This window comes from Pseudomonas sp. FH4 (assembly GCF_000510915.2).
In the GTDB taxonomy this organism is placed as follows: domain Bacteria; phylum Pseudomonadota; class Gammaproteobacteria; order Pseudomonadales; family Pseudomonadaceae; genus Aquipseudomonas; species Aquipseudomonas brenneri.
In genome coordinates this window covers 49,890-70,048 of the sequence record NZ_AOHN01000024.1, presented here as the reverse complement: position 1 = coordinate 70,048, position 20,159 = coordinate 49,890, and the positions used below count along the sequence as shown (strand labels likewise).

Here is a 20,159-nt window from a genome sequence, read left to right as displayed (position 1 = left end):
CTAGTCTTCCAGCAGCGTGCCGGGGTTGAGGCGCCCGGCCGGGTCAAAATGCCGGCTCAGGCTGTGCAGCGCAGCCATCGCCAATTCGCCTTTCTCCCTCGGCAGGTAGGGCGCGTGGTCCTTGCCCACGCCATGCTGGTGGCTGATGGTGCCGTGGTTTTCGACGATGGTGCGGCTGGCCGCCTGCTTCAGGGCCTTCCAGCGTTCGAGGGTGGCCGGGTAGTCTGCCGCCGGGCGGAACACATAGCTGGTGTAGATGCTCGACCCTTCGCCATAGACATGGGATAGATGGGTGAACACATGGACCCGCTCGCCCTCGGCCGCCAGGCAGTCGCGCAGGCCGGCCTCGATAGCGTGCAGCAAGCCGTCGACATGGCACCAATCGGTCGCGGTCTCCAGGGTGTCGACCACGTAGCCGGCCTGCCAGAGGTTCTCCCGCAGATAGGGGAAGCGAAAGCGGTTCTGTTGCCATTTCTTGCCCAGCAGGGTGCCAGTGAATACGCCGCCAAAGGCCTTCAGATGCTGGCGCGCCTGGCGCAACGACAGGGCATTCTGCCGACGATTGCCGGTGACACCGAAAGTCAGCAGGCATTTACCCTCGCCAGCCCCGCGTAGCGCCAGGTAGCGTTCCAGCCAGGCGATTTGGTTGGGGTGGCCGGCCAGCGCCAGTTGGGTCTGGGTTTCCATGGCATTGGACAGGCGCAGCATCGACAGCGGCACTCGTGCCTGCACCAATTGCCGGATAGCCTGTAGGGCACGGGGCCAGTCCGGCAGGAACACGCCATAGAAGCGCTCATCCTCGGGCAGCGCACTGACCCGCACCTTGACCTCGGAAATGATGCCGAAGCGCCCTTCACTGCCCAGCACCACTTCCCGCAGGTCGGGGCCGGCGGCCGAAGCCGGGAAGGTCGGGATCTCCAGCGGCCCGGCGAACGTCTCCAGGGTGCCACCGGCGAACAGTTGCTCGATCCGCCCGTAGCGCAGCGATTGCTGGCCGCTGGAGCGGCTGGCCACCCAGCCACCCAGGGTCGACAGTTCCCAAGACTGCGGAAAGTGCCCCAGAGTGTAGCCTTTGGCCCGCAACTGGCTCTCCACCTGGGGGCCACTGGCGCCAGGGCCGAAGGTGGCGATCAGGCTTTGCTCGTCCAGGTCGAGCAGGCGGCCCATGTGTGCCAGGGACACCGTCAGCACCGGGCGCAAGGACGCCGGCGGGTTGATATGCCCGGCCACCGAGGTGCCACCACCATAGGGAATCAGGCACAGGTCAGCACTGTCGGCCAGGGCCAGCAACTGGCGGATCTGCTCGACGCTTTCCGGCAGGGCCACTGCATCCGGGTACTGGCCCAGAACACCTTCACGCAGGGCCAGCCAGTCCGGCAGGCTCTGGCCCCGGGCATGCATCAGGCGGTCACGGGGCTCGATGCTGTAAAGCGGATGGGGCGCCAGGCGCGAGGCGGGAACCCGGGCCAGGGCGCTGTCCAGGCTGGCGTCAGGCAGGGTGTGACCCTCGCCCAGTCGCTCGCGCAAGAACGCCGCCCCATGGGCCGGCATCTCCATCTGCGTGGTTTCTTCGCCCCAGCCGTTCCAGCGTCGCATGCGTGTTTCTCCCAGCAGATCGTGTGATTTTCAGTCCACCCATACTAATCAGCCGGCGCAAGCTGTCACGGTCGCATCAGGACAAATGGAGTAGCCAATTGGGTCAATCGGCCCATTACCCGATGTCGCCACGGGAGCATTTACTTTAGCCACGGTTTCAAATTACCTTGCCAGCCATCGAAGCGCGCAAGGTAATGCCGCCGGCAACACCCCCGCCAGGAACCCAATCATGCAGACACTCGGCTCGACCTCAGTCCCTCCTCTGCTGAAATACCTGCGCCATGCCGAACACCTTGGCGTGGCGACCGCCCCCGCCCTGGCGGCGGCCGGGATCACGGCCGGCCAACTGGACGACAACAGCCTGCGCCTGCCCGTGGAAGCCCACGAACGCCTGCTGGAGTATTTCTGCGAACATTCCGGGGACCTGTTGTTCGGGCTCAATTCGGCACGGTTCGTGTTGCCCAACTCGTGGAGCGTGCTGGGTTACATCACCATGAACTGCGCCACCCTGGGCGAGGCGATGAACCGCATCATGCCGTTCGAAAAGCTGGTGGGTGACATGGGCACCAGCCGCGCGGAGATGGTCGGTGAGCAAGTGCGGCTGATTTGGAACTGCCGCCACCAGCAGCCACGGATCCGTCGGCATATGGTCGAGAACGTGCTGGCGTCCTGGCTGGTGTATGCACGCTGGATCGCCGACACCGAACTGTCGCCCAGCCAGGTGCTGCTCGAACACCCGTTGCCGGAAGGCGCGCAACTGAGCCAATACGAGGACTTCTTCGGTTGCCCGGTGTTATTCGAGCAACCCTGCTCGGCCTTGGTGGCGCCGTTGAGTTACCTGCAAACGCCCCTGCGCCAGGCCGATGCGCAATTGCTGCGCACCCTGGAGGAACATGCCCTGGCCCTGATGGCCTCGCTGGACGATTCGACCCTGGCGCTACGGGTGAAGAACGCCCTGCGCCAGTTGCTCAAGGAAGGCCTGCCGCGCAAGGAACAGGTGGCCGAGCAGTTCGCCATGTCGGTGCGCACCTTGCAGCGCCAGTTGCAACAGGCCGGTACGTCCTACCAGCAGATCCTCGACGACCTGCGCCAGGAACTGGCCGAGCACTACCTGCTGCACAGCGACCTGCCGATCCAGGACATCGCCCAATACCTGGGTTTCACCGAGCCGCGCTCGTTCCACCGCACCTTCAAGAGCCGCACCGGTGTGCCGCCGGGCGAGTATCGGCAGACTCACCGTGGGAGCTGAGGCCACCACCGCCGACTAGAAAGCCATTGCCCTTGACTCTCCCCTATATGGCAGACCCTACGCTGGGCATCATTTCCCTCAGGGCTTTCCCCGTGGTTCAGCGCATCCTGGTCATCCTCGGCCACTCCTCCAGCACCAGCTTCTGCTCGGCACTCGCCGAGACCTACCTCCAATCGGCCAAGGCCGCCGGCCATGAAGTCCGCATCCTGCGCCTTGGCGAGCTGGTTTTCGACCCGATCCTGCACCACGCCTATCACCAGGCCCAACCCCTGGAGCCCGACTTGCTCGGCGCCCAATCCGACATACTCTGGGCGACACATCTGACGTTCGTCTTCCCTATCTGGTGGGGCGGCGTTCCGGCCTTGTTGAAGGGGTTTATCGAGCGGATTTTCCTCGCCGGCTTCGCCTTCAAATACCGCAAGGGCAAGGCGTTCCCCGACAAGCTCTTGAAAGGCCGAACCGCCCACCTGCTGGTGACCATGGACACACCCGCGTGGTATTACCGCTGGTTCTACCACATGCCCGGCATCCACCAGATGCGTAAGACCACCCTTGAGTTTTGTGGCATCAAGCCGATCAAGACAGTGATGTTCGGCCCGCTACTGGGCTCTACGGCGGCGCAGCGCGACAAGTGGCTGAAGAAGGCCGGCACACTCTTTTAGGAAAGGATCTGCATGTACATCGGTAAAGCCGCGCAGTTGTCAGGCACGACAATCAAGGCGATTCGTCACTACGAGGACATCGGCCTGCTGCCGCCCCCGCAACGCGAGGGGCGGTATCGGGTGTACTCGGCGCAGAGCGTTGAGCTGCTGACGTTTATCAAGTGTGCGCAGCTGTTGGGCTTCAAGCTCAAGGAGTTGCAGGGGATTTTGCACGGACACCGTGGCGACGAGCTGCCATGGCAGCGCGCCAACCAGGCGATTGCGCAAAAAAAGGTCGAATTGATGACGCAGATTACAGCCCTGCAACAGGTGCATGCCGGGCTGGTGGCGTTTGAGGGCAGCCTGGAGCAGGCCCAGGGCCAGTGCCCATTTGCGCGGTTGGTGGAAACGGGCACCGTCCTCAACACCTAATTCAGCAGGTCGCCTCATTGGTTTTGCAGGGCGTGCTCAAGCGCCCCTTATTTGCCCCTCCCCCCCCTATCTGCTAGTGTCGCGCCCGTTTACCGTCAACCGGAATAGCCGCCATGGCCCGCAAAAAAGTTGCACTCGATTTCGAACAATCCCTCGCCGATCTGCAAACCCTGGTCGAGCGGCTGGAGAACGGCGAGTTGTCGCTGGAAGACTCGTTGACGGCATTCGAGCAAGGCATTGGCCTGACTCGCGATTGCCAGAGCGCGCTGGCGCAGGCGGAGCAGAAGGTCCAAGTGTTGCTGGAGCGGGATGGGGAGTTGGCCGAAGAACCTTTCGACGCGGAACAACCGCAATGATCGACGTTTATCAGGCCAGCAGCCAGGCCCGGGTCAATGCTGCGCTGGAGCCGCTGTTTGTGGCGCCAAGCCCCGAACTCAAGCGTCTGTATGAAGCCATGCGCTACAGCGTGATGAACGGTGGCAAGCGTGTGCGGCCGTTGCTCGCCTACGCGGCCTGTGAGGCGCTGGGTGTGGACGCCGCGCAAGCCAATGGCGCGGCGTGTGCAGTGGAGTTGATTCACGCCTACTCGCTGGTACACGACGATTTGCCAGCGATGGACGATGACGATCTGCGTCGCGGCCAGCCCACCACCCACAAGGCCTTTGACGAAGCCTGTGCGATCCTCGCCGGTGACGGCCTGCAAAGCCTGGCGTTCAGCGCCTTGCTCGACCCACGCTTGAGCGACGTCAATGCCCAGATCCGTTTGCGCATGGTCACCGCGTTGGCCACGGCAGCGGGCCCGGCGGGTATGGTCGGGGGCCAGGCGATTGACTTGGGTTCGGTCGGCCTCAAGCTGGACCAGCAAGCCCTGGAATATATGCACCGGCACAAGACCGGCGCACTGATCGAGGCAGCCGTACACCTCGGCGCCCTGGCCAGTGGCCGCGCCGAAGCGGCGCAGTTGGCCGCCTTGCAGGTGTATGCCCGGGCCATCGGCCTGGCGTTCCAGGTGCAGGACGATATTCTCGACGTAGAAAGCGATACCGCGACCCTCGGCAAGCGCCAGGGCGCCGATATTGCCCGGGACAAACCGACCTATCCGTCGTTGCTTGGGCTGGAAGCCGCCAAGGCCTATGCCCTGGAACTGCGTGACCAGGCCCTGGACGCCCTGCGACCATTCGACGCGGCAGCCGCGCCGCTACGCGACCTGGCGCGGTATATCGTCGAACGTCGCCACTGATTACAGCGGTCATTACGGCCGCCTATCAGCCAAGTTCGGTGCTCTGCGTGGGCAGTTTGCAATGCTTGAGGTAAACTGCCGCCTCTTCTATACCTATAACGATTCGCCTGATGCCCACGACGTTTCAAGAGATTCCCCGCAAGCGCCCGACCACGCCTCTGCTGGACCGTGCCAACACGCCGGCCGGCTTGCGCCGCCTGGGTGAAGCCGAGCTGGAAACCCTGGCCGATGAGTTGCGCCTGGAATTGCTCTACACGGTCGGCCAGACCGGTGGGCATTTTGGTGCAGGCCTGGGCGTCATCGAGCTGACCATCGCGTTGCATTACGTATTCGACACCCCGGACGACCGGCTGGTGTGGGACGTGGGGCACCAGGCGTATCCGCATAAAATCCTCACCGGACGCCGCGAGCGCATGGCCACTTTGCGCCAGAAGGATGGCATTGCCGCCTTCCCGCGCCGCGCCGAGAGCGAGTACGACACCTTTGGCGTCGGCCATTCCAGCACCTCGATCAGCGCAGCCCTGGGCATGGCGATTGCCGCCCGCCTGCAAAACAGCGATCGCAAGGCAATTGCCGTGATCGGTGATGGCGCGCTGACAGCCGGCATGGCGTTCGAAGCGTTGAACCATGCGCCGGAAGTGGATGCCAATATGCTGGTGATCCTCAACGACAACGACATGTCGATCTCGCGCAATGTCGGCGGCCTGTCCAATTACCTGGCAAAGATTCTGTCCAGCCGTACCTACGCCAGCATGCGCGAAGGCAGCAAGAAAGTGCTGTCGCGCCTGCCAGGCGCGTGGGAAATTGCCCGCCGTACCGAAGAGTACGCCAAGGGCATGCTGGTCCCCGGCACCCTGTTCGAAGAATTGGGCTGGAACTATATCGGCCCGATCGACGGCCACGACCTGCCGACCCTGATCGCCACCCTGCGCAACATGCGTGACCTCAAGGGCCCGCAGTTCCTGCATATCGTCACCAAGAAAGGCAAAGGCTTCGCCCCGGCGGAAGTCGACCCGATTGGTTACCACGCCATCACCAAGCTCGAACCGCTGGACGCGCCCGTGGCGGCACCCAAAAAGGCCAGCGGGCCGAAGTACTCCGGTGTGTTTGGCGAATGGCTATGCGACATGGCCGCCGCCGACCCGCGCCTGGTAGGCATTACCCCGGCGATGAAGGAAGGCTCCGACCTGGTGGCGTTCAGCGAGCGTTTCCCGCTGCGTTACTTCGATGTGGCGATTGCCGAGCAACACGCGGTGACCTTTGCTGCCGGCATGGCCTGCGAAGGCGCCAAGCCGGTGGTGGCGATCTACTCCACGTTCCTGCAACGCGGTTATGACCAGCTTATTCACGATGTGGCGGTGCAGAACCTCGACGTGCTGTTCGCCATCGACCGCGCCGGTCTGGTCGGCGAAGACGGCCCGACCCACGCTGGCAGCTACGACCTGTCGTACTTGCGCTGCATCCCCGGCATGCTGGTGATGACCCCGAGCGACGAGAACGAGCTGCGCAAGATGCTCAGCACCGGGCACCTGTACAACGGCCCGGCAGCGGTACGCTACCCCCGTGGCAATGGCCCGAATGCGGTGATCGAGAAAGACCTGGAACCGATCGAGATCGGCAAGGGCATCGTCCGTCGCCAGGGCAGCAAGACCGCATTCCTGGTGTTCGGCGTGCAACTGGCCGAAGCCCTGAAAGTGGCGCAGAACATCGACGCCACGGTGATCGACATGCGTTTCGTCAAACCTCTGGACGAAGCCCTGGTGCGCGAAATCGCCAGCAGCCATGAGTTGCTGGTAACCGTTGAAGAAAACGCCATCATGGGCGGCGCCGGTGCGGCGGTCAGCGAGTTCCTGGCGCGGGAGAATATCCTCAAGTCGGTGCTGCACCTGGGTTTGCCGGACATTTATGTCGAACACGCCAAGCCGGCGCAGATGCTGGCCGAGTGTGGGCTGGATGAGGCGGGGATTGAGGCTGCGGTGCGTGCGCGCATGACACTGCTGGGCCTGTAACACTGAGCAAAATGTGGGAGCGGGCTTGCTCGCGAATGCGGTGTATCAGTCAGCACATTTGATACTGACATACCGCATTCGCGAGCAAGCCCGCTCCCACATGGGTACTGTGTCAACTTCCAACGCTATGGACAGCCCATGAGCAGCCTTCGCCTTGCCCTATCCCTGCTGCTGCTCCCCGCCACCGACCTGCTGGCCGACAGCTTTGAACGCGATGACGCCCTGAAGCTCCCCGATGTGGTGATCAGCGCCAACCGCCAGGTCCAGGCGCGCAATGACAGCAGCGCCGCCAACACGGTCTTCACCCGCGACGATATCGACCGCCTGCAACCCTCCAGCCTCACCGACCTGCTCAGCCGCGTGCCCGGCGTGCAAGTGGCGCGGACCGGTGGCCGAGGCAGTTTGCCGGGGATTTTCATGCGCGGCACCAAGTCGGCGCAAAGCCTGGTGCTGGTGGATGGCCAGCGCATTGCCAATACCACGTCCGGCGACAGCGGCCTGCAATACCTGAATGTCGATCAGATTGAACGGGTGGAAGTGCTGCGCGGATCGCGCTCGGTGATTTACGGCAGTGACGCCATCGGTGGGGTGATTCAGGTATTTACCCGTCGCAATGCCGGACAAGGCCTGCAACCGCGCCTGAAACTGGGCTTTGGCAGCAACCACACCTGGGAGCGCAGCCTGGGCCTGTCGGGCGGCGATGAGCGCACGCGCTTCAACCTGGGCGCGAGCCTGGATGAAACCGCCGGTATCGACTGGAGTCACGCCTCCTTCCCCAGCGATCGCGATCATGATGCCTATCGCAACAAGTCGCTGAGCCTGAACCTCAGTCATAGGTTCAGTGATGAACTGGAGATGGGGTTCAACCTGCTGGATAGCCGTGGCAAGTCTGAATATGACAACAGCGCTGGACGCTACGACGATGTCATTAAACAAAGTTTCGGGCAGAAGCCCTATACCGACTACACCGTCAGCAGCGCCAGTGCCTATATCGACGCCCAACTCAACGAGGTATGGCAGAGTCGTGTAGAGCTGGGCCACAGCGAAAACCGCGACACCAAACGTGACAAGCTCAGCGCTGACTTCAGCGTGTTCAACACCTACCGCGACTCGATCAACTGGCAGAACGACCTGACGCTCGACCAGCAAAACAGCCTGATCCTCGGCGGCGATTGGTATGAAGACCGTTTTCACGGCAGCACTACGTACAACGAAAACAGCCGCTGGAACCGCGCCGCATTTATCCAGCATCGATTCAAGGGCGAGTGGTTTTCCACCGAACTGGGGCTGCGCCGCGACCAGAACCAGCAGTTCGGCGGGCAGAACAGTTGGAGCGGCACGCTGACCTTGCCGGTCAACCCCAACAACGACGTGCTGTTCAGCTACAGCGAAGGGTTTCGTGCGCCGACGTTCAATGATCTGTACTACCCCGACACTCAGTACAGCAACCCTGACCTACAGCCCGAAACCTCGAAAAGCTACGAACTGCAATGGCGCAGCCAGCTCAGTGATAGCACGCAGCTGGAAGCCTCGCTGTACCGCACTGATCTGAGAGACGCGATCATCCTCGACGCCAGCGGCAAGCCACAAAACGTCGCCACCGCCCGCATCAACGGCTTCGAAGCCGCACTCAAACAGGAGCTGTTCGGCTGGCAGGGCAACCTCGGCCTGTCGATCATCGACCCACGCGACCGCAACAGCGGCCACACCCTCGCCCGCCGTGCCCGGCGCACCTTGAACCTGGACCTGGATCGGCAGTTCGATCAGTTGAGCCTGGGCGCCAGTTGGCAGGCAATCAGCAGCAGCTACGACGCCGAGGACAACAAGAACCGGCTCCCAGGCTATTACCTGGTGGGATTGCGCAGTGGCTGGGCGCTGAATCGGGAAGTGGCGTTGTCGCTGAAGGTGGATAACCTACTGGACCGCCGCTATACACGGGCGTGGTACAGCTATGACGATCCGGGCTTCCAGAATAACCAACCGTATCGGGAAGAGGGCCGGACGTGGATGGTTGGCGTGACATGGACGCCGCAGCTCTAAAGTTGTCTGGGGCGACGCCATCGCAGGCAAGCCAGCGATAGCGGTCTTAGCGGTTCGGCTCAATCACCTGACACAACCTCGCCACCGCCTCCACCATTTGCCCACTGGGCCGCTCCAGCCCTTTATCCGGCACGATCAGCAAACGCCCTTGCGCCACCGCCGCCACTTGCGGCCAAGCCTTCCAGTCCTGCAACTGCGCTTGATCCGCCGCCAGGATCACCTCGGGATCACGCTGCAACACCGACTCGATGCTGACCTGTGGCGCTGGCAACTTGAGGTCATCAAACACATTGCGTGCGCCGCACACACTTAACGCATCGCTGATGATCTGCCCACCGCCCACGGTGTACAGCGGCTGATTCCACACCTGATAGAACACCCGCAACGGCTCGCTGCGGTGATAGCGCTGGCGCAACGCAGCCAAGCGTTGGCGCAGTTGCGCGGCCAATTGGCGACCGGCATCGGCACGGCCCAACTGCCCGGCGATGGCTTCCACCTGACTGCTCAGTTGTTCAAGGCTATGGGGCTCGGCAACGTAGATCGGGATGTTCAGGCGTTTGAGTTGCTCGCGCTGGGCGGGGCCGACGCTGCCGGGCCAGAGCAGCAGCAAGTCCGGCTGCAGGCTGAGCAGTCGCTCCAGATCCAACTGCCCATAGCGCCCCACCGAAGGCACGTTGCGCAGTGCTTCAGGTCGTTCGCCGCCGTCGAGTACGCCCACCAACAGATCGGCAGCACCCAGCTCAACGACGATTTCAGACAAGGAAGGCGCGAGGCTGACCACCCGCTCGACCGCCGTTGCCGACGCGCTGGCGGCCAGCAGCAGAACCACCAGCCAGCAACGCATCAACCGAGCTGACGCGGAATGCGGTAGAGGTAGAACAGCACCAGGGTCGACAAGGCCAGGAGAAACAGCGGCACCGCTTCCAGACCGACGAACACCGCCAGCGCACCGACCCAGGCCGGAAACGCCGCGACCAGCAATGCCGTGCGTCGACGGGCTGCAAGGGTGATCCAGGCGGTCGGTTCTTCAGGTGTATCAAGGGCCTTGGAGGTGGCGATCAACGCGTGTTTGTAGGCATGGAAGTAACGCAGGCTGGCAAACATCGAGGCGACACCGGCGATAAAGAACGGCATCGCCAGCACCGGCAACAGCGGCTCACCCTGGCCAAATACCAGGTTGATCACGAACAACGGCAGCAACGCCAGCGCCAGGTACTGCCACCAACTGAAGGACAGCCGCCGCTTGACCTGGCCGCGCGTCACGCCCGGTCGACCTCGCCCTGATGCTCGTTGCCCATCATGTGGTCGAGCTTGCTGGCCTTGGTCGCCAGGTAGAGTTTGTTGTGCGGGTTATGCCCGGTGTGCAGCGGCACGCGCTCGGCGACGGTGATGCCCATGTCGGTCATGGCCTTGACCTTGCGCGGATTGTTGGTCATCAGGCGCAGGGACTGCACACCCAGATGCTCAAGCATCGGCAGGCAGATGGCGTAGTCGCGCTGATCGGCGGCAAAGCCCAGGCGCTCGTTGGCTTCCACGGTATCGGCGCCGCCGTCTTGCAGTTCGTAGGCGCGAATCTTGTTCAGCAGGCCAATGCCACGGCCTTCCTGACGCAGATACAGCAACACGCCACGGCCTTCACGGGCGATGGCTTGCAAGGCGGCTTCCAGTTGCGAACCGCAGTCGCAGCGCTGGCTGAACAATGCGTCGCCGGTCAGGCACTCGGAGTGCAGTCGGCCCAGGACCGGAGCACCATCGGCCACATCACCCAGGCTGAGCACGACATGTTCGCGCCCGGAGGCTTTTTCAAGAAAGCCATGCATGGTGAACGTGGCAAAAGGGGTAGGCAGCTTGGAAGCAGCAACGAAAACGACGGGCACCGTGTGCTCCTGATTTCAGATTTCACAGAGGCGGGCATTGTAACAGCACGTTCCTACAGACGCTTAAGCTGAATTATCGCTGATAAAGATCAATAGGTTCGATTGGCCTTTGCCTTGGTTCTATGAATGCTCATCTTTTGATGTAGGAGCGAGCTTGCTCGCGAAGGACGTCAACGATAACGCGTGCATGCAGGATAATCGCGGTGTTCTCTGGTTCTTCGCGAGCAAGCTCGCTCCTACATAAAGGCATGCTGGTCAGAACGGATAGGGCTGGTGCCAACGTTCGAAGATCGGCTTCAACTCGCCGCTTTTCACCAGGACCTCCATGCGCTGGTCAAACAGCGCCAGCAGCGCCCTGCCCCGCTCGTTGTCAGCAAACCCCAGGAACAATGGCAGCTCGGCCACATGGGTGAGCTTGAACACCGACGGATCAGACGCTTGGCCAACCACGTGTTTTACCTCGGTCAAGGCGTCGATATAGAAGTCTGCCCGCCCTTGCTGGAGCATCGGTAAAATCCCGCTGCGGCGCTCGATCTGGTTGAAACGGTGAATATTGGGCAGGTATTCCTCGTACTTGTAGCCGCGTACCCAGGCCAAACGGTAATTGCCCAGGGTCGCCAGGGTCGGCGCCTGGCTGCTCGCAAGTCCCAGGGCGTAGATGTGATCAGAGTCATAGTGCCTGCGCGCGTATAACACGCCTTCGGTTTCATCCCGATAGGAACCGACCCAGGCGTCCGCTTCGCCACGCCGGACCAGGCCGACCGAACGGGTGTAGGGCACGCTGCGGATCTTGACCTTGATCCCGGCCGGCTCGAAAATTTCGCGCATCAGGTCCCAGCCCAAGCCACTGCCATCGACGTTGGTGTAGTCGTTCCAGGTTTCACTGACCAGGCGAATCGGCCCAGGCACGACCTGCATCTCATCAGCCCGCACTGAAGACGCAACGATACACAGCAGGATCAGCAGCCAGCGACGTACATCCATGATGACGACCTCCTGTGAAAGCCCATCTTTTTCACAACCTAGCAAAGGGTAGCGTAGGTCACCACGTCACGGTGCCTGACGAAAATGCTGATAGCCACCAACGGCCGGGGTGATGTCCTGCCCGGCGGCATCAAGCAATGCCACGCCCGACCCCGCCTCCACGCGCCCAACCACATGGACCGGCCAACCGTCGGCCAGCAACGGCGCCAGTTCGCCGGGTGGCAAGGTGAAGGCCAGCACGTAATCGTCGCCACCACTCAAGGCGGCTGTATGGGCCCCGTCATCGCCCAGGAAGGCCAGCAGCGCTACAGACAGCGGCAGCCGTTGCCACTCAATCACCAGCCGCACGGCAGAAGCCTTGGCGATATGCCCGCAATCAGCCAGCAGGCCGTCGGAGATATCCAATGCTGACGTAGCCTTGCCACGCAACGCCAGGCCCAAGGCCAACTGCGGTTGCGGCGACCAGTAATGTGCCAGCAGCGGCTGGGCGATAACCGCGTCAGCGCTGCGCTGCCCCAATACCAACGGCAAGGCGCCGGCGGCATTGCCCAAGTCGCCACCCACACACAGCAAGTCGCCCGGCTGCGCACCGCTGCGGGTCAGCGCCTGGCCCGCCGGGACACGGCCAAACACGGTGACGGTCAGGCTCAGCGGCCCACGGGTGGTATCACCGCCCACCAGGCCCACGCCACAGCGCTGGGCCATGGCGTTCAAACCCTGGGCATAGCGCTGCAACCAATCGGCCGAAACCGTCGGTGTGGTAAGCGCAAGGGTAAACGCGAGGGGGTTGGCGCCCATGGCTGCCAAGTCGCTGACTGCCACCGCCAGCGAGCGCTGGCCGAGCAGGAACGGATCGCAGGGGTCGGCAAAATGCACGCCGGCCACCAATGTATCAGTAGAGATCGCCAGTTGCTCCCCTGGGGGAACCGCCAGCAGGGCGCAGTCGTCGCCGATCCCCAGGGCAATGCCTTCGCCGCCTTGCGCACAGGGCGCGGCGGCGAAGTAGGTGCGGATCAGCTCGAACTCGCCCATCAGGGAGTCAAGCGCAGGTTAGCGCTTGTACGCCTTCACTTCGGCTTCACGCAGGCGCGGGGCCAGCTTGTCGAGCACGCCGTTGACGAACTTGTGACCGTCGGTCGAACCGTAGACTTTCGCCAGTTCGATACCTTCGTTGATCACAACGCGATACGGCACGTCGACGCGCTTGAGCAGCTCCCAGGTGGACAGGCGCATCACGCACAGTTCAACCGGGTCCAGCTCTTCGAGGGTCAGGTCCAGGCAAGGTGCCAGGGCCGTGTCGATCTCGCCCAGGTTGGCGTGCACGCCGTGCAGGATGTCGTGGAAGTACGGCAGGTCGGCGAAGGTAAAGTCGTTGTCGACACGGAACTGCGCTTCGATTTCGTTCAGCGAAGTACCCGCCATCTGACGCTGATACAACGCCTGGGTCGCCAACTGACGGGCAGCGCGGCGCTTTTCGTTCTTCGATGGCTTGCCGGCGTCCGCAGGACGTGGCTCGCGTGGGTTGAAACGATCGCTCTCGTCGGAAATCACTTGGCCTCCAACTGCGACAGCAGGCTGACCATTTCCAGGGCGGACAAGGCAGCTTCAGCGCCTTTGTTGCCGGCCTTGGTGCCGGAACGCTCGATGGCTTGTTCGATGGAATCAACGGTCAGTACGCCAAAGGCCACTGGCACGCCGAACTCCATGGACACCTGGGCCAGGCCCTTGGTGCACTCGCCAGCCACGTATTCGAAGTGCGGAGTACCGCCACGAATGACTGCGCCCAGGGCGATGATTGCTGCGTATTCGCCTTGCTGGGCAACTTTCTGCGCAACCAGTGGAATTTCGAAGGCGCCAGGGGCACGGATAATCGTGATATCGCTTTCGCTCACACCGTGGCGAACCAGGGCGTCCACGGCACCGCTTACCAGGCTTTCAACCACGAAGCTGTTGAAGCGGCCAACCACCAGGGCGTAGCGGCCTTTGGGGGCGATGAAGGTACCTTCGATGGTCTTCAGGGTCATTCGACAAATCTCTTAAAGAGCCGGGACGCGTATATGACGCGCCCCTTAGTGATATTTGAACCGCGAACAAGACGCGACAATCGTCGGCCTTTATTCGGAGGGCACGTATTCTACTACTTCCAGGTCGAAACCGGATATCGCATTAAATTTCATGGGCGCACTCATCAGGCGCATTTTGCGCACGCCCAGGTCACGCAGGATCTGCGAGCCGGCACCGACGATGCTGTAGGTGGTCGGTTTTTTCACCGGTACCTGGTCAGCGCTTTCGCGGATATGCGCCAGCAGTACATCGCCATCCACCGGGTTACCCAGCAACAGTACGACACCGCTACCCGCCTCGGAAACCGCGGCCATGGCGGCTCGCAAGCTCCAGCGGCCCGGCTGCTTGACCATCAGCAGGTCGCGCAACGGGTCCATGTTATGCACACGCACCAGGGTCGGCTCTTCGGCGCAGATGTTGCCCAGGGTCAGCGCCATGTGCACGTCGCCTTCCACCGAATCACGGTAGGTCACCAGGTTGAAATGCCCCAGTTCGCTGTCCAGCGGCTGCTCGGCAATCCGCTGAACGGTACGTTCGTGGATCATCCGGTAGTGAATCAGGTCGGCAATGGTGCCGATCTTGATGTTGTGTTCAGCGGCAAAGGCTTCCAGTTCAGCGCGACGGGCCATGGTGCCGTCGTCGTTCATCACTTCGCAGATCACCCCGCTCGGCTCGAACCCGGCCATGCGCGCCAGGTCGCAGGCAGCTTCGGTGTGGCCGGCACGGGCCAGGGTGCCGCCAGGCTGGGCCATCAGCGGGAAGATATGCCCAGGGCTGACGATATCTTCGGCCTTGGCGTCTTTGGCGGCAGCGGCTTGCACGGTGCGGGCGCGGTCGGCGGCGGAGATACCGGTGGTCACACCGGTGGTCGCTTCAATCGAGACGGTGAACTTGGTGCCAAACCCCGAACCATTGCGCGGCGCCATCAGCGGCAGCTTGAGCAGTTCGCAGCGCTCGCGGCTCATGGGCATGCAGATCAGGCCACGGGCGTGCTTGGCCATGAAGTTGATATGTTCCGGCTGGCACAACTCGGCGGCCATGATCAGGTCGCCTTCGTTTTCGCGGTCTTCGTCATCCATCAGGATGACCATCTTGCCTTGGCGGATGTCTTCAACCAGTTCTTCGATGCTATTGAGCGCCACGCGGCACCCCCTTGGTCAGGATTTCAGGTAGCCGTTAGCGGCCAGAAAACTTTCGGTGATGTTACCGGCTGCAGGCTCTGCGGCCTTATCGCCCAGCAACAGGCGCTCCAGATAACGGGCAAGCAAGTCCACTTCCAGGTTCACCCGGCGACCTGGCTGGTACGAGGCCATGATGGTTTCGCTGAGGGTGTGGGGAATGATCGTCAGTTCGAATTCGGCGCCATTCACGGCGTTCACGGTCAGGCTGGTGCCATCGACGGTGATCGAGCCTTTATGGGCGATGTACTTGGCCAGCTCTTTAGGGGCCCGGATGCGGAACTCCACGGCCCGCGCGTTTTCGCTGCGTGCCACTACTTCGCCGACGCCGTCGACATGGCCGCTGACCAGGTGGCCGCCCAGGCGGGTGGTCGGGGTCAGGGCTTTTTCCAGGTTGACCGGGCTGCCGGCCGCAAGATCATTCATCGCCGTGCAGTCCAGGGTTTCCCGGCTGACGTCGGCGGCAAAGCCATTGCCCGGCAGTTCGATGACGGTCAGGCACACGCCGCTGACGGCGATGCTGTCGCCCAGCTTGACGTCGCCGAGGTCGAGCTTGCCGGTTTCAACCAACAGGCGCACGTCGCCGCCTTTGGGGGTCATGGCGCGGATGCTGCCGATGGATTCGATAATGCCGGTGAACATGGCCTTCTCCTGGAAAACGGTGCGGGCGCCTGGGGCACCCGGTCAGAATTATACGCTCGCTGCTGGCACAGGGATGGCAGTGACTCGCCAGTCGTCGCCTACAGCGCGCATTTCAGTGATCTTGAGTTGGGGGGCGTCGGCCAGTTTCTCAAGCGGCCAGTCCAGCAAAGGCCGAGCGGCGGAGCCCAGGAACTTGCCGGCGACGAAAATCACGTATTCGTCCACCAGCCCCTGCTGGGCAAACGCGCCCGCCAGGCTTGGCCCGGCCTCCACCAGCACCTCGTTGACGCCACGGGCCGCCAGGGCCACCAGCGCCGAGCGCAGGTCGACCTGGCCATCGACGCCCGGTACCACCAGGCATTCGGGGCCACGGGGGAACTGGTTTTCCGGGGTCACGCAGGTGATGACCAGCGCCGGGCCGGCCTTGAAGAACGGGGCGTTGAGCGGCACCCGCAGGCGGCCATCGATCAGCACGCGCAGCGGTGGGCGCGACATCGCCAAAGCGGTGGTTTGCGGATCCAGGCCCAGCTCGGCGGCGCGCACGGTCAGGCGCGCACCATCGGCCAGCACGGTATCGGCGCCGGTCAGCACCACGCTCGCCTCGGCCCGCAGGCGCTGCACGGCGGCGCGGGCGGCAGGGCCGGTGATCCACTGGCTCTCACCACTGGCCATCGCGGTGCGCCCATCCAGGCTCATCGCCAACTTGACCCGCACAAACGGCAGGCCGTGCTCCATGCGCTTGAGGAACCCGGGGTTCAGCGCACGCGCCTGGCTTTCCAGCACGCCGCTAAGCACCTCGATCCCGGCCTGGGCCAGGCGCTGCATGCCACGCCCGGCCACTTCCGGGTTCGGGTCCTGCATGCCCGCGACCACCCGTGCCACACCGGCTGTCACCAGCGCATCGGCGCAGGGTGGCGTATGACCATAATGGCTGCACGGTTCAAGGGTCACGTACACCGTGGCTCCCCGGGCTTTATCGCCAGCGGCGCGCAAGGCATTGGGCTCGGCATGGGGTTCGCCGGTACGTTCGTGCCAGCCTTCGCCGACAATCTGCCCATCACGCACAATCACACAGCCGACCCGTGGGTTGGGGTGGGTGGTGTACAGGCCCTTGCGCGCCAATTCGAGGGCGCGGGCCATGTAATGGGCGTCGAGCACAGCCTGTTCTGCAGAAGGTGGGTTCATTCTTTGACCGGCTCACGGGCCAGGCGGTCGATCTCTTCGCGGAACTCGTTGAGGTCCTGGAAGCGTCGGTACACCGAGGCGAAACGAATGTAGGCAACTTCGTCGAGCTTTTGCAGCTCGCCCATCACCAGTTCTCCCACCACCAGGCTCTTGACCTCGCGCTCGCCGGTCGCCCGCAGCTTGTGCTTGATATGCACCAGCGCCGCTTCCAGGCGCTCGACACTCACCGGGCGTTTTTCCAGGGCACGCTGCATACCGGCGCGCAGTTTGTCTTCGTCGAAAGGCTGGCGGCTGCCGTCGGACTTGATCAGGCGTGGCAGTACCAGTTCGGCGGTTTCGAAGGTGGTGAAACGTTCACCGCAGGCCAGGCATTCACGCCGGCGACGCACTTGATCGCCCTCGGCGACCAGACGCGAGTCAATGACCTTGGTGTCGTTGGCACCGCAGAAGGGACAGTGCATGGTGGCAGGCAACAAAAAAAGGGAGGGCCATGGTAGCGCATCCCCGTGGCAAGACAAGCCATAGCCTTTACGGTATATAGGCTGACTATTATGTTTCTTATGTTTAGTTCACGGATTTTTGCCCTTTTTGGAGCCGTACATGCCGTTACGACCGCTGGTTTTACTCACTCTTTTCAGTTTTCTGGTCGCCTGCAGCAGCGAAGCGCCAAAACCGGCCGCACCGCAACCCACGCCACAACAAGAGAAAAAAATCCCCGGCCAGGAGCCTCTCGGGCCACTGCCCGCCTATCAGCGTGAAGTCAGCGGCACCCTCAATGGCGTGCCGGCCGGCGCCGAAGTCGAGCTCGCGCTGCTGGTGATCGACGAGCGCAGCCGCCCGCAACAATTGCTGGCCAGCAGTGTGCTGATCGGCAACAACAAGCCGTTGGACTTCCGCCTGCGCTTCAACCCACAAGCCTTCCCGACCGGCGCCCGCGTTGAGCTGCGTGGCCGCGCCAGCCAGTCCGGGCAGTTGATCCTGCATCTGCCGGCGGTGCGCATCCAGCAGCCGATCACCCAGACCACCGGGCCCTTGCAACTCGTCCGCGCACCATGACGCCACCGCAGGACCTGCAACGGGCCTTGGGCGAACTGATCGGCGACGCACAACTGGTGCCCTGCCCGTTGCCCGGTACCGACCTGGCGTTGTGGCTGCTGGACGCCGACAACATGGACCGCGCCTTCAGCCCCGAGGAAACCCGGCGCATCCTGCATGAGCCGCCCTATTGGAGTTTCTGCTGGGCCAGCGGCCTGGCACTGGCCCGCTACCTGGCGGCCAACCCGCAATGGGTGGCGGGCAAGCGCGTGCTGGATTTCGGCGCCGGTTCCGGCGTTGCGGGGATTGCCGCCGCCAAGGCCGGCGCCCTGGAAGTGGTGGCCTGTGACCTGGACCCGCTGGCACTCGACGCCTGCCGGGCAAATGCTGGACTCAATGGCGTGACGCTGAGGTATTCGGCGGACTTCTTTGCCGAGACCGATCGTTTCGACCTGATCCTGGTGGCGGATGTGCTGTACGACCGGGCGAACCTGCCGCTGCTGGATCAATTCCTCACGCGCGGGCGAGAAGCGTTGGTCGCCGATTCGCGGGTGCGCGACTTCCAGCATCCGGACTACCAGCGGCTGGGGATCCTGGAAGCGCTGACCCTGCCGGACCTGGCGGAGCCTTGGGAGTTTCGCAAGGTGAGCCTGTACCATTCGCGGCGCTAGGCACCTTAGTTACAAATCTTCAGCAATAGAGTGGCTAAGACAGCGGCCGCAAGGGCATGGAAAATACCGTCCTCCTGCACGCGGCCTGGACGATCGATCGGCATGCATTTCCTCCTGGTTTCGCTGGTCGGCGCCTCTGCAAAGGCGTTGCAAAAACCTGGGCAGTTGCATAACCTGCGTGGCAATACACCCGCCATGCCTCTGGTTGCGCCAGCGACCAAGCACAAATTGTGCGGGTTTTTTATGCCTGGTGATTTTCCGGCATGAAGGCGTTCGACAAGCCTGCCATTGACGTCCCGGCCCAGCTGGAACTGCTCAAGTCGCGGGGCTTGATAATTGACGATGAAACAGGCGCCCGGTGCTTCCTGCAGTCGGTCAGTTTCTTTCGATTAAGCCCCTATATGCGGCCCTTCCAACAACCGGAAGATATCGACCACCACTTCCATGCTGGCACCCATTTTCACCAACTGGCACGACTCTACGATTTCGACCGACGTCTTCGCTTATTGGTTATGGATGCTATTGAACGGGTCGAGATCGCCTCACGTGCAGTCATCAGTAATCACATGGGCCCCACCTACGGTAGCCATTGGTACATCGACGGCCAGACTTTTCACCCGACATTTGACCACCAGCGCCTGCTTGCAACGCTACACACCAAACAGTCTGTGGCAGCACGCGACTACGAACGCGAATGCCTGCGCATCGACCGACTGCACACAGACAGCAACCGAAAAGACCATCTCAAACGTCAAAGAGCCAAAGAAAGCTACGCGCGCCACTATCCAATTACCTACGATCACCCATCTCTCATGCCGAGCGGGGCCATGCTGGAAGAGTTGACGCTGGGTGACCTCTCTCATCTCTACAAAGGCCTGGCCAGGGACTCGGATAAAAAAGCCATTGCCAGGCGCTTGGGACTGCCCGCACCACTGATGCAGTCCTGGCTTCACACGTTGACCACTGTTCGAAATATGTGCGCCCATCACTCACGGATGTGGAATCGGCAACTGGGCATTCGCCCCGAATTACCCAGAAAAGCCAATTTCCCGTGGCCAAAGCATCTCCTCCAGCCAGGATCCCATACCCGCACTTTTCCGACACTTTGCATACTTAACCACCTGATGTATCAGGTCAGCCCCCGTACTCGCTGGGACCAGCACCTTTATCACCTGATCAGCGACTTTCCCAACCTCAACCTAAAAGCGATGGGGTTCCTTCGTGACTGGTATCAGGACCCTTTTTGGCATGTATCTCGCGCTTGACCCTTGCGCGGCTTCCGATAGAGACCGCCAGTCTTTATAGTTGCCCCATCC

The 20,159-nt window shown here is 62.4% G+C and carries 21 protein-coding genes and 1 pseudogene; 10 read left to right on the top strand and 12 right to left on the bottom strand.

The features are described 5' to 3' along the window. Entirely contained in the window at nt 1-1,596 is a 1,596-nt protein-coding gene (locus tag H097_RS19000; protein WP_032861657.1) for an FAD-binding oxidoreductase, read from the bottom strand. Between the two features lie 229 nt (nt 1,597-1,825). Between H097_RS19000 and H097_RS18995 the strand changes: the two genes are divergently transcribed. From H097_RS18995 to H097_RS18965, 7 genes and pseudogenes are all read left to right on the top strand, one after another. Next, nucleotides 1,826-2,845 (top strand): AraC family transcriptional regulator, encoded by a 1,020-nt coding sequence (locus tag H097_RS18995; protein ID WP_032861656.1) that lies wholly within the window; start codon nt 1,826-1,828, stop codon nt 2,843-2,845. A 92-nt stretch (nt 2,846-2,937) separates the two neighbouring features. Beyond that, a pseudogene (locus H097_RS18990) lies at nt 2,938-3,533 on the top strand (NAD(P)H-dependent oxidoreductase). Next, nucleotides 3,520-3,918: a MerR family transcriptional regulator gene (locus H097_RS18985; RefSeq protein WP_032861655.1), complete on the top strand. Its 399-nt coding sequence runs from the start codon at nt 3,520-3,522 to the stop codon at nt 3,916-3,918. Before H097_RS18990 ends, H097_RS18985 begins: the two are co-directional and overlap by 14 nt. A 113-nt stretch (nt 3,919-4,031) precedes the next feature. After that, nucleotides 4,032-4,274 (top strand): exodeoxyribonuclease VII small subunit, encoded by a 243-nt coding sequence (locus H097_RS18980; RefSeq protein WP_032861653.1) that lies wholly within the window; start codon nt 4,032-4,034, stop codon nt 4,272-4,274. Beyond that, the gene (gene ispA / locus H097_RS18975; protein WP_032861652.1) at nt 4,271-5,158 is read left to right on the top strand and encodes a (2E,6E)-farnesyl diphosphate synthase; all 888 of its coding nucleotides are present in this window, start codon (nt 4,271-4,273) and stop codon (nt 5,156-5,158) included. Before H097_RS18980 ends, ispA begins: the two co-directional genes overlap by 4 nt. A 110-nt stretch (nt 5,159-5,268) precedes the next feature. Next, the gene (dxs, locus tag H097_RS18970; protein WP_032861650.1) at nt 5,269-7,167 is read left to right on the top strand and encodes a 1-deoxy-D-xylulose-5-phosphate synthase; all 1,899 of its coding nucleotides are present in this window, start codon (nt 5,269-5,271) and stop codon (nt 7,165-7,167) included. Between the two features lie 138 nt (nt 7,168-7,305). After that, nucleotides 7,306-9,207 carry a TonB-dependent receptor gene (locus H097_RS18965; protein WP_032861649.1) on the top strand — a complete coding sequence of 634 codons (1,902 nt, stop codon included), beginning with the start codon at nt 7,306-7,308 and terminating at the stop codon, nt 9,205-9,207. 46 nt (nt 9,208-9,253) lie between these two features. Here the strand turns inward: H097_RS18965 and H097_RS18960 are convergent, their stop codons facing one another. The 11 genes from H097_RS18960 to nrdR all read right to left on the bottom strand — a co-directional run bounded on the left by H097_RS18960 (nt 9,254) and on the right by nrdR (nt 17,598). Further along, nucleotides 9,254-10,051, bottom strand: coding sequence for a cobalamin-binding protein (locus H097_RS18960; protein ID WP_032861648.1), 798 nt, complete (start codon nt 10,049-10,051; stop codon nt 9,254-9,256). After that, complete coding sequence (locus H097_RS18955) at nt 10,051-10,470, bottom strand: hypothetical protein (protein ID WP_032861647.1); 420 nt, start codon at nt 10,468-10,470, stop codon at nt 10,051-10,053. The genes H097_RS18960 and H097_RS18955 overlap by 1 nt, the downstream gene beginning before the upstream one ends. Continuing rightward, on the bottom strand, nt 10,467-11,084 hold the full coding sequence (ribA, locus tag H097_RS18950; protein ID WP_032861645.1) for a GTP cyclohydrolase II: 618 nt from the start codon (nt 11,082-11,084) through the stop codon (nt 10,467-10,469). Before ribA ends, H097_RS18955 begins: the two co-directional genes overlap by 4 nt. Before the next feature lie 255 nt (nt 11,085-11,339). Continuing rightward, a complete protein-coding gene (locus H097_RS18945) occupies nt 11,340-12,068 on the bottom strand; it encodes a transporter substrate-binding domain-containing protein (protein ID WP_032861644.1) in 729 nt (242 codons plus the stop codon). Between the two features lie 66 nt (nt 12,069-12,134). Continuing rightward, entirely contained in the window at nt 12,135-13,100 is a 966-nt protein-coding gene (thiL, locus tag H097_RS18940; RefSeq protein WP_032861643.1) for a thiamine-phosphate kinase, read from the bottom strand. Between the two features lie 18 nt (nt 13,101-13,118). Continuing rightward, on the bottom strand, nt 13,119-13,619 hold the full coding sequence (nusB, locus tag H097_RS18935; RefSeq protein WP_032861642.1) for a transcription antitermination factor NusB: 501 nt from the start codon (nt 13,617-13,619) through the stop codon (nt 13,119-13,121). After that, a complete protein-coding gene (gene ribE / locus H097_RS18930; protein WP_003176356.1) occupies nt 13,616-14,092 on the bottom strand; it encodes a 6,7-dimethyl-8-ribityllumazine synthase in 477 nt (158 codons plus the stop codon). Before ribE ends, nusB begins: the two co-directional genes overlap by 4 nt. Nucleotides 14,093-14,182: 90 nt before the next feature. After that, a complete protein-coding gene (ribBA, locus tag H097_RS18925) occupies nt 14,183-15,274 on the bottom strand; it encodes a bifunctional 3,4-dihydroxy-2-butanone-4-phosphate synthase/GTP cyclohydrolase II (protein ID WP_032861641.1) in 1,092 nt (363 codons plus the stop codon). A gap of 15 nt (nt 15,275-15,289) precedes the next feature. After that, nucleotides 15,290-15,952, bottom strand: coding sequence for a riboflavin synthase (locus H097_RS18920; protein ID WP_032861639.1), 663 nt, complete (start codon nt 15,950-15,952; stop codon nt 15,290-15,292). 48 nt (nt 15,953-16,000) lie between these two features. Further along, nucleotides 16,001-17,137 (bottom strand): bifunctional diaminohydroxyphosphoribosylaminopyrimidine deaminase/5-amino-6-(5-phosphoribosylamino)uracil reductase RibD, encoded by a 1,137-nt coding sequence (gene ribD / locus H097_RS18915; RefSeq protein ID WP_032861638.1) that lies wholly within the window; start codon nt 17,135-17,137, stop codon nt 16,001-16,003. Further along, complete coding sequence (nrdR, locus tag H097_RS18910) at nt 17,134-17,598, bottom strand: transcriptional regulator NrdR (protein WP_029299433.1); 465 nt, start codon at nt 17,596-17,598, stop codon at nt 17,134-17,136. Before nrdR ends, ribD begins: the two co-directional genes overlap by 4 nt. 139 nt (nt 17,599-17,737) lie before the next feature. Here nrdR and H097_RS18905 point away from each other — a divergent pair, with 139 nt between their 5' ends. The 3 genes from H097_RS18905 (at nt 17,738) to H097_RS18895 (ending at nt 20,108) form a co-directional block, all read left to right on the top strand. Further along, nucleotides 17,738-18,193: a YbaY family lipoprotein gene (locus H097_RS18905; protein ID WP_032861635.1), complete on the top strand. Its 456-nt coding sequence runs from the start codon at nt 17,738-17,740 to the stop codon at nt 18,191-18,193. Next, nucleotides 18,190-18,843 carry a 50S ribosomal protein L11 methyltransferase gene (locus tag H097_RS18900; RefSeq protein ID WP_032861634.1) on the top strand — a complete coding sequence of 218 codons (654 nt, stop codon included), beginning with the start codon at nt 18,190-18,192 and terminating at the stop codon, nt 18,841-18,843. The genes H097_RS18905 and H097_RS18900 overlap by 4 nt, the downstream gene beginning before the upstream one ends. A 263-nt stretch (nt 18,844-19,106) precedes the next feature. Next, the gene (locus H097_RS18895; protein ID WP_032861632.1) at nt 19,107-20,108 is read left to right on the top strand and encodes an Abi family protein; all 1,002 of its coding nucleotides are present in this window, start codon (nt 19,107-19,109) and stop codon (nt 20,106-20,108) included. Nucleotides 20,109-20,159 lie beyond the last annotated feature (51 nt).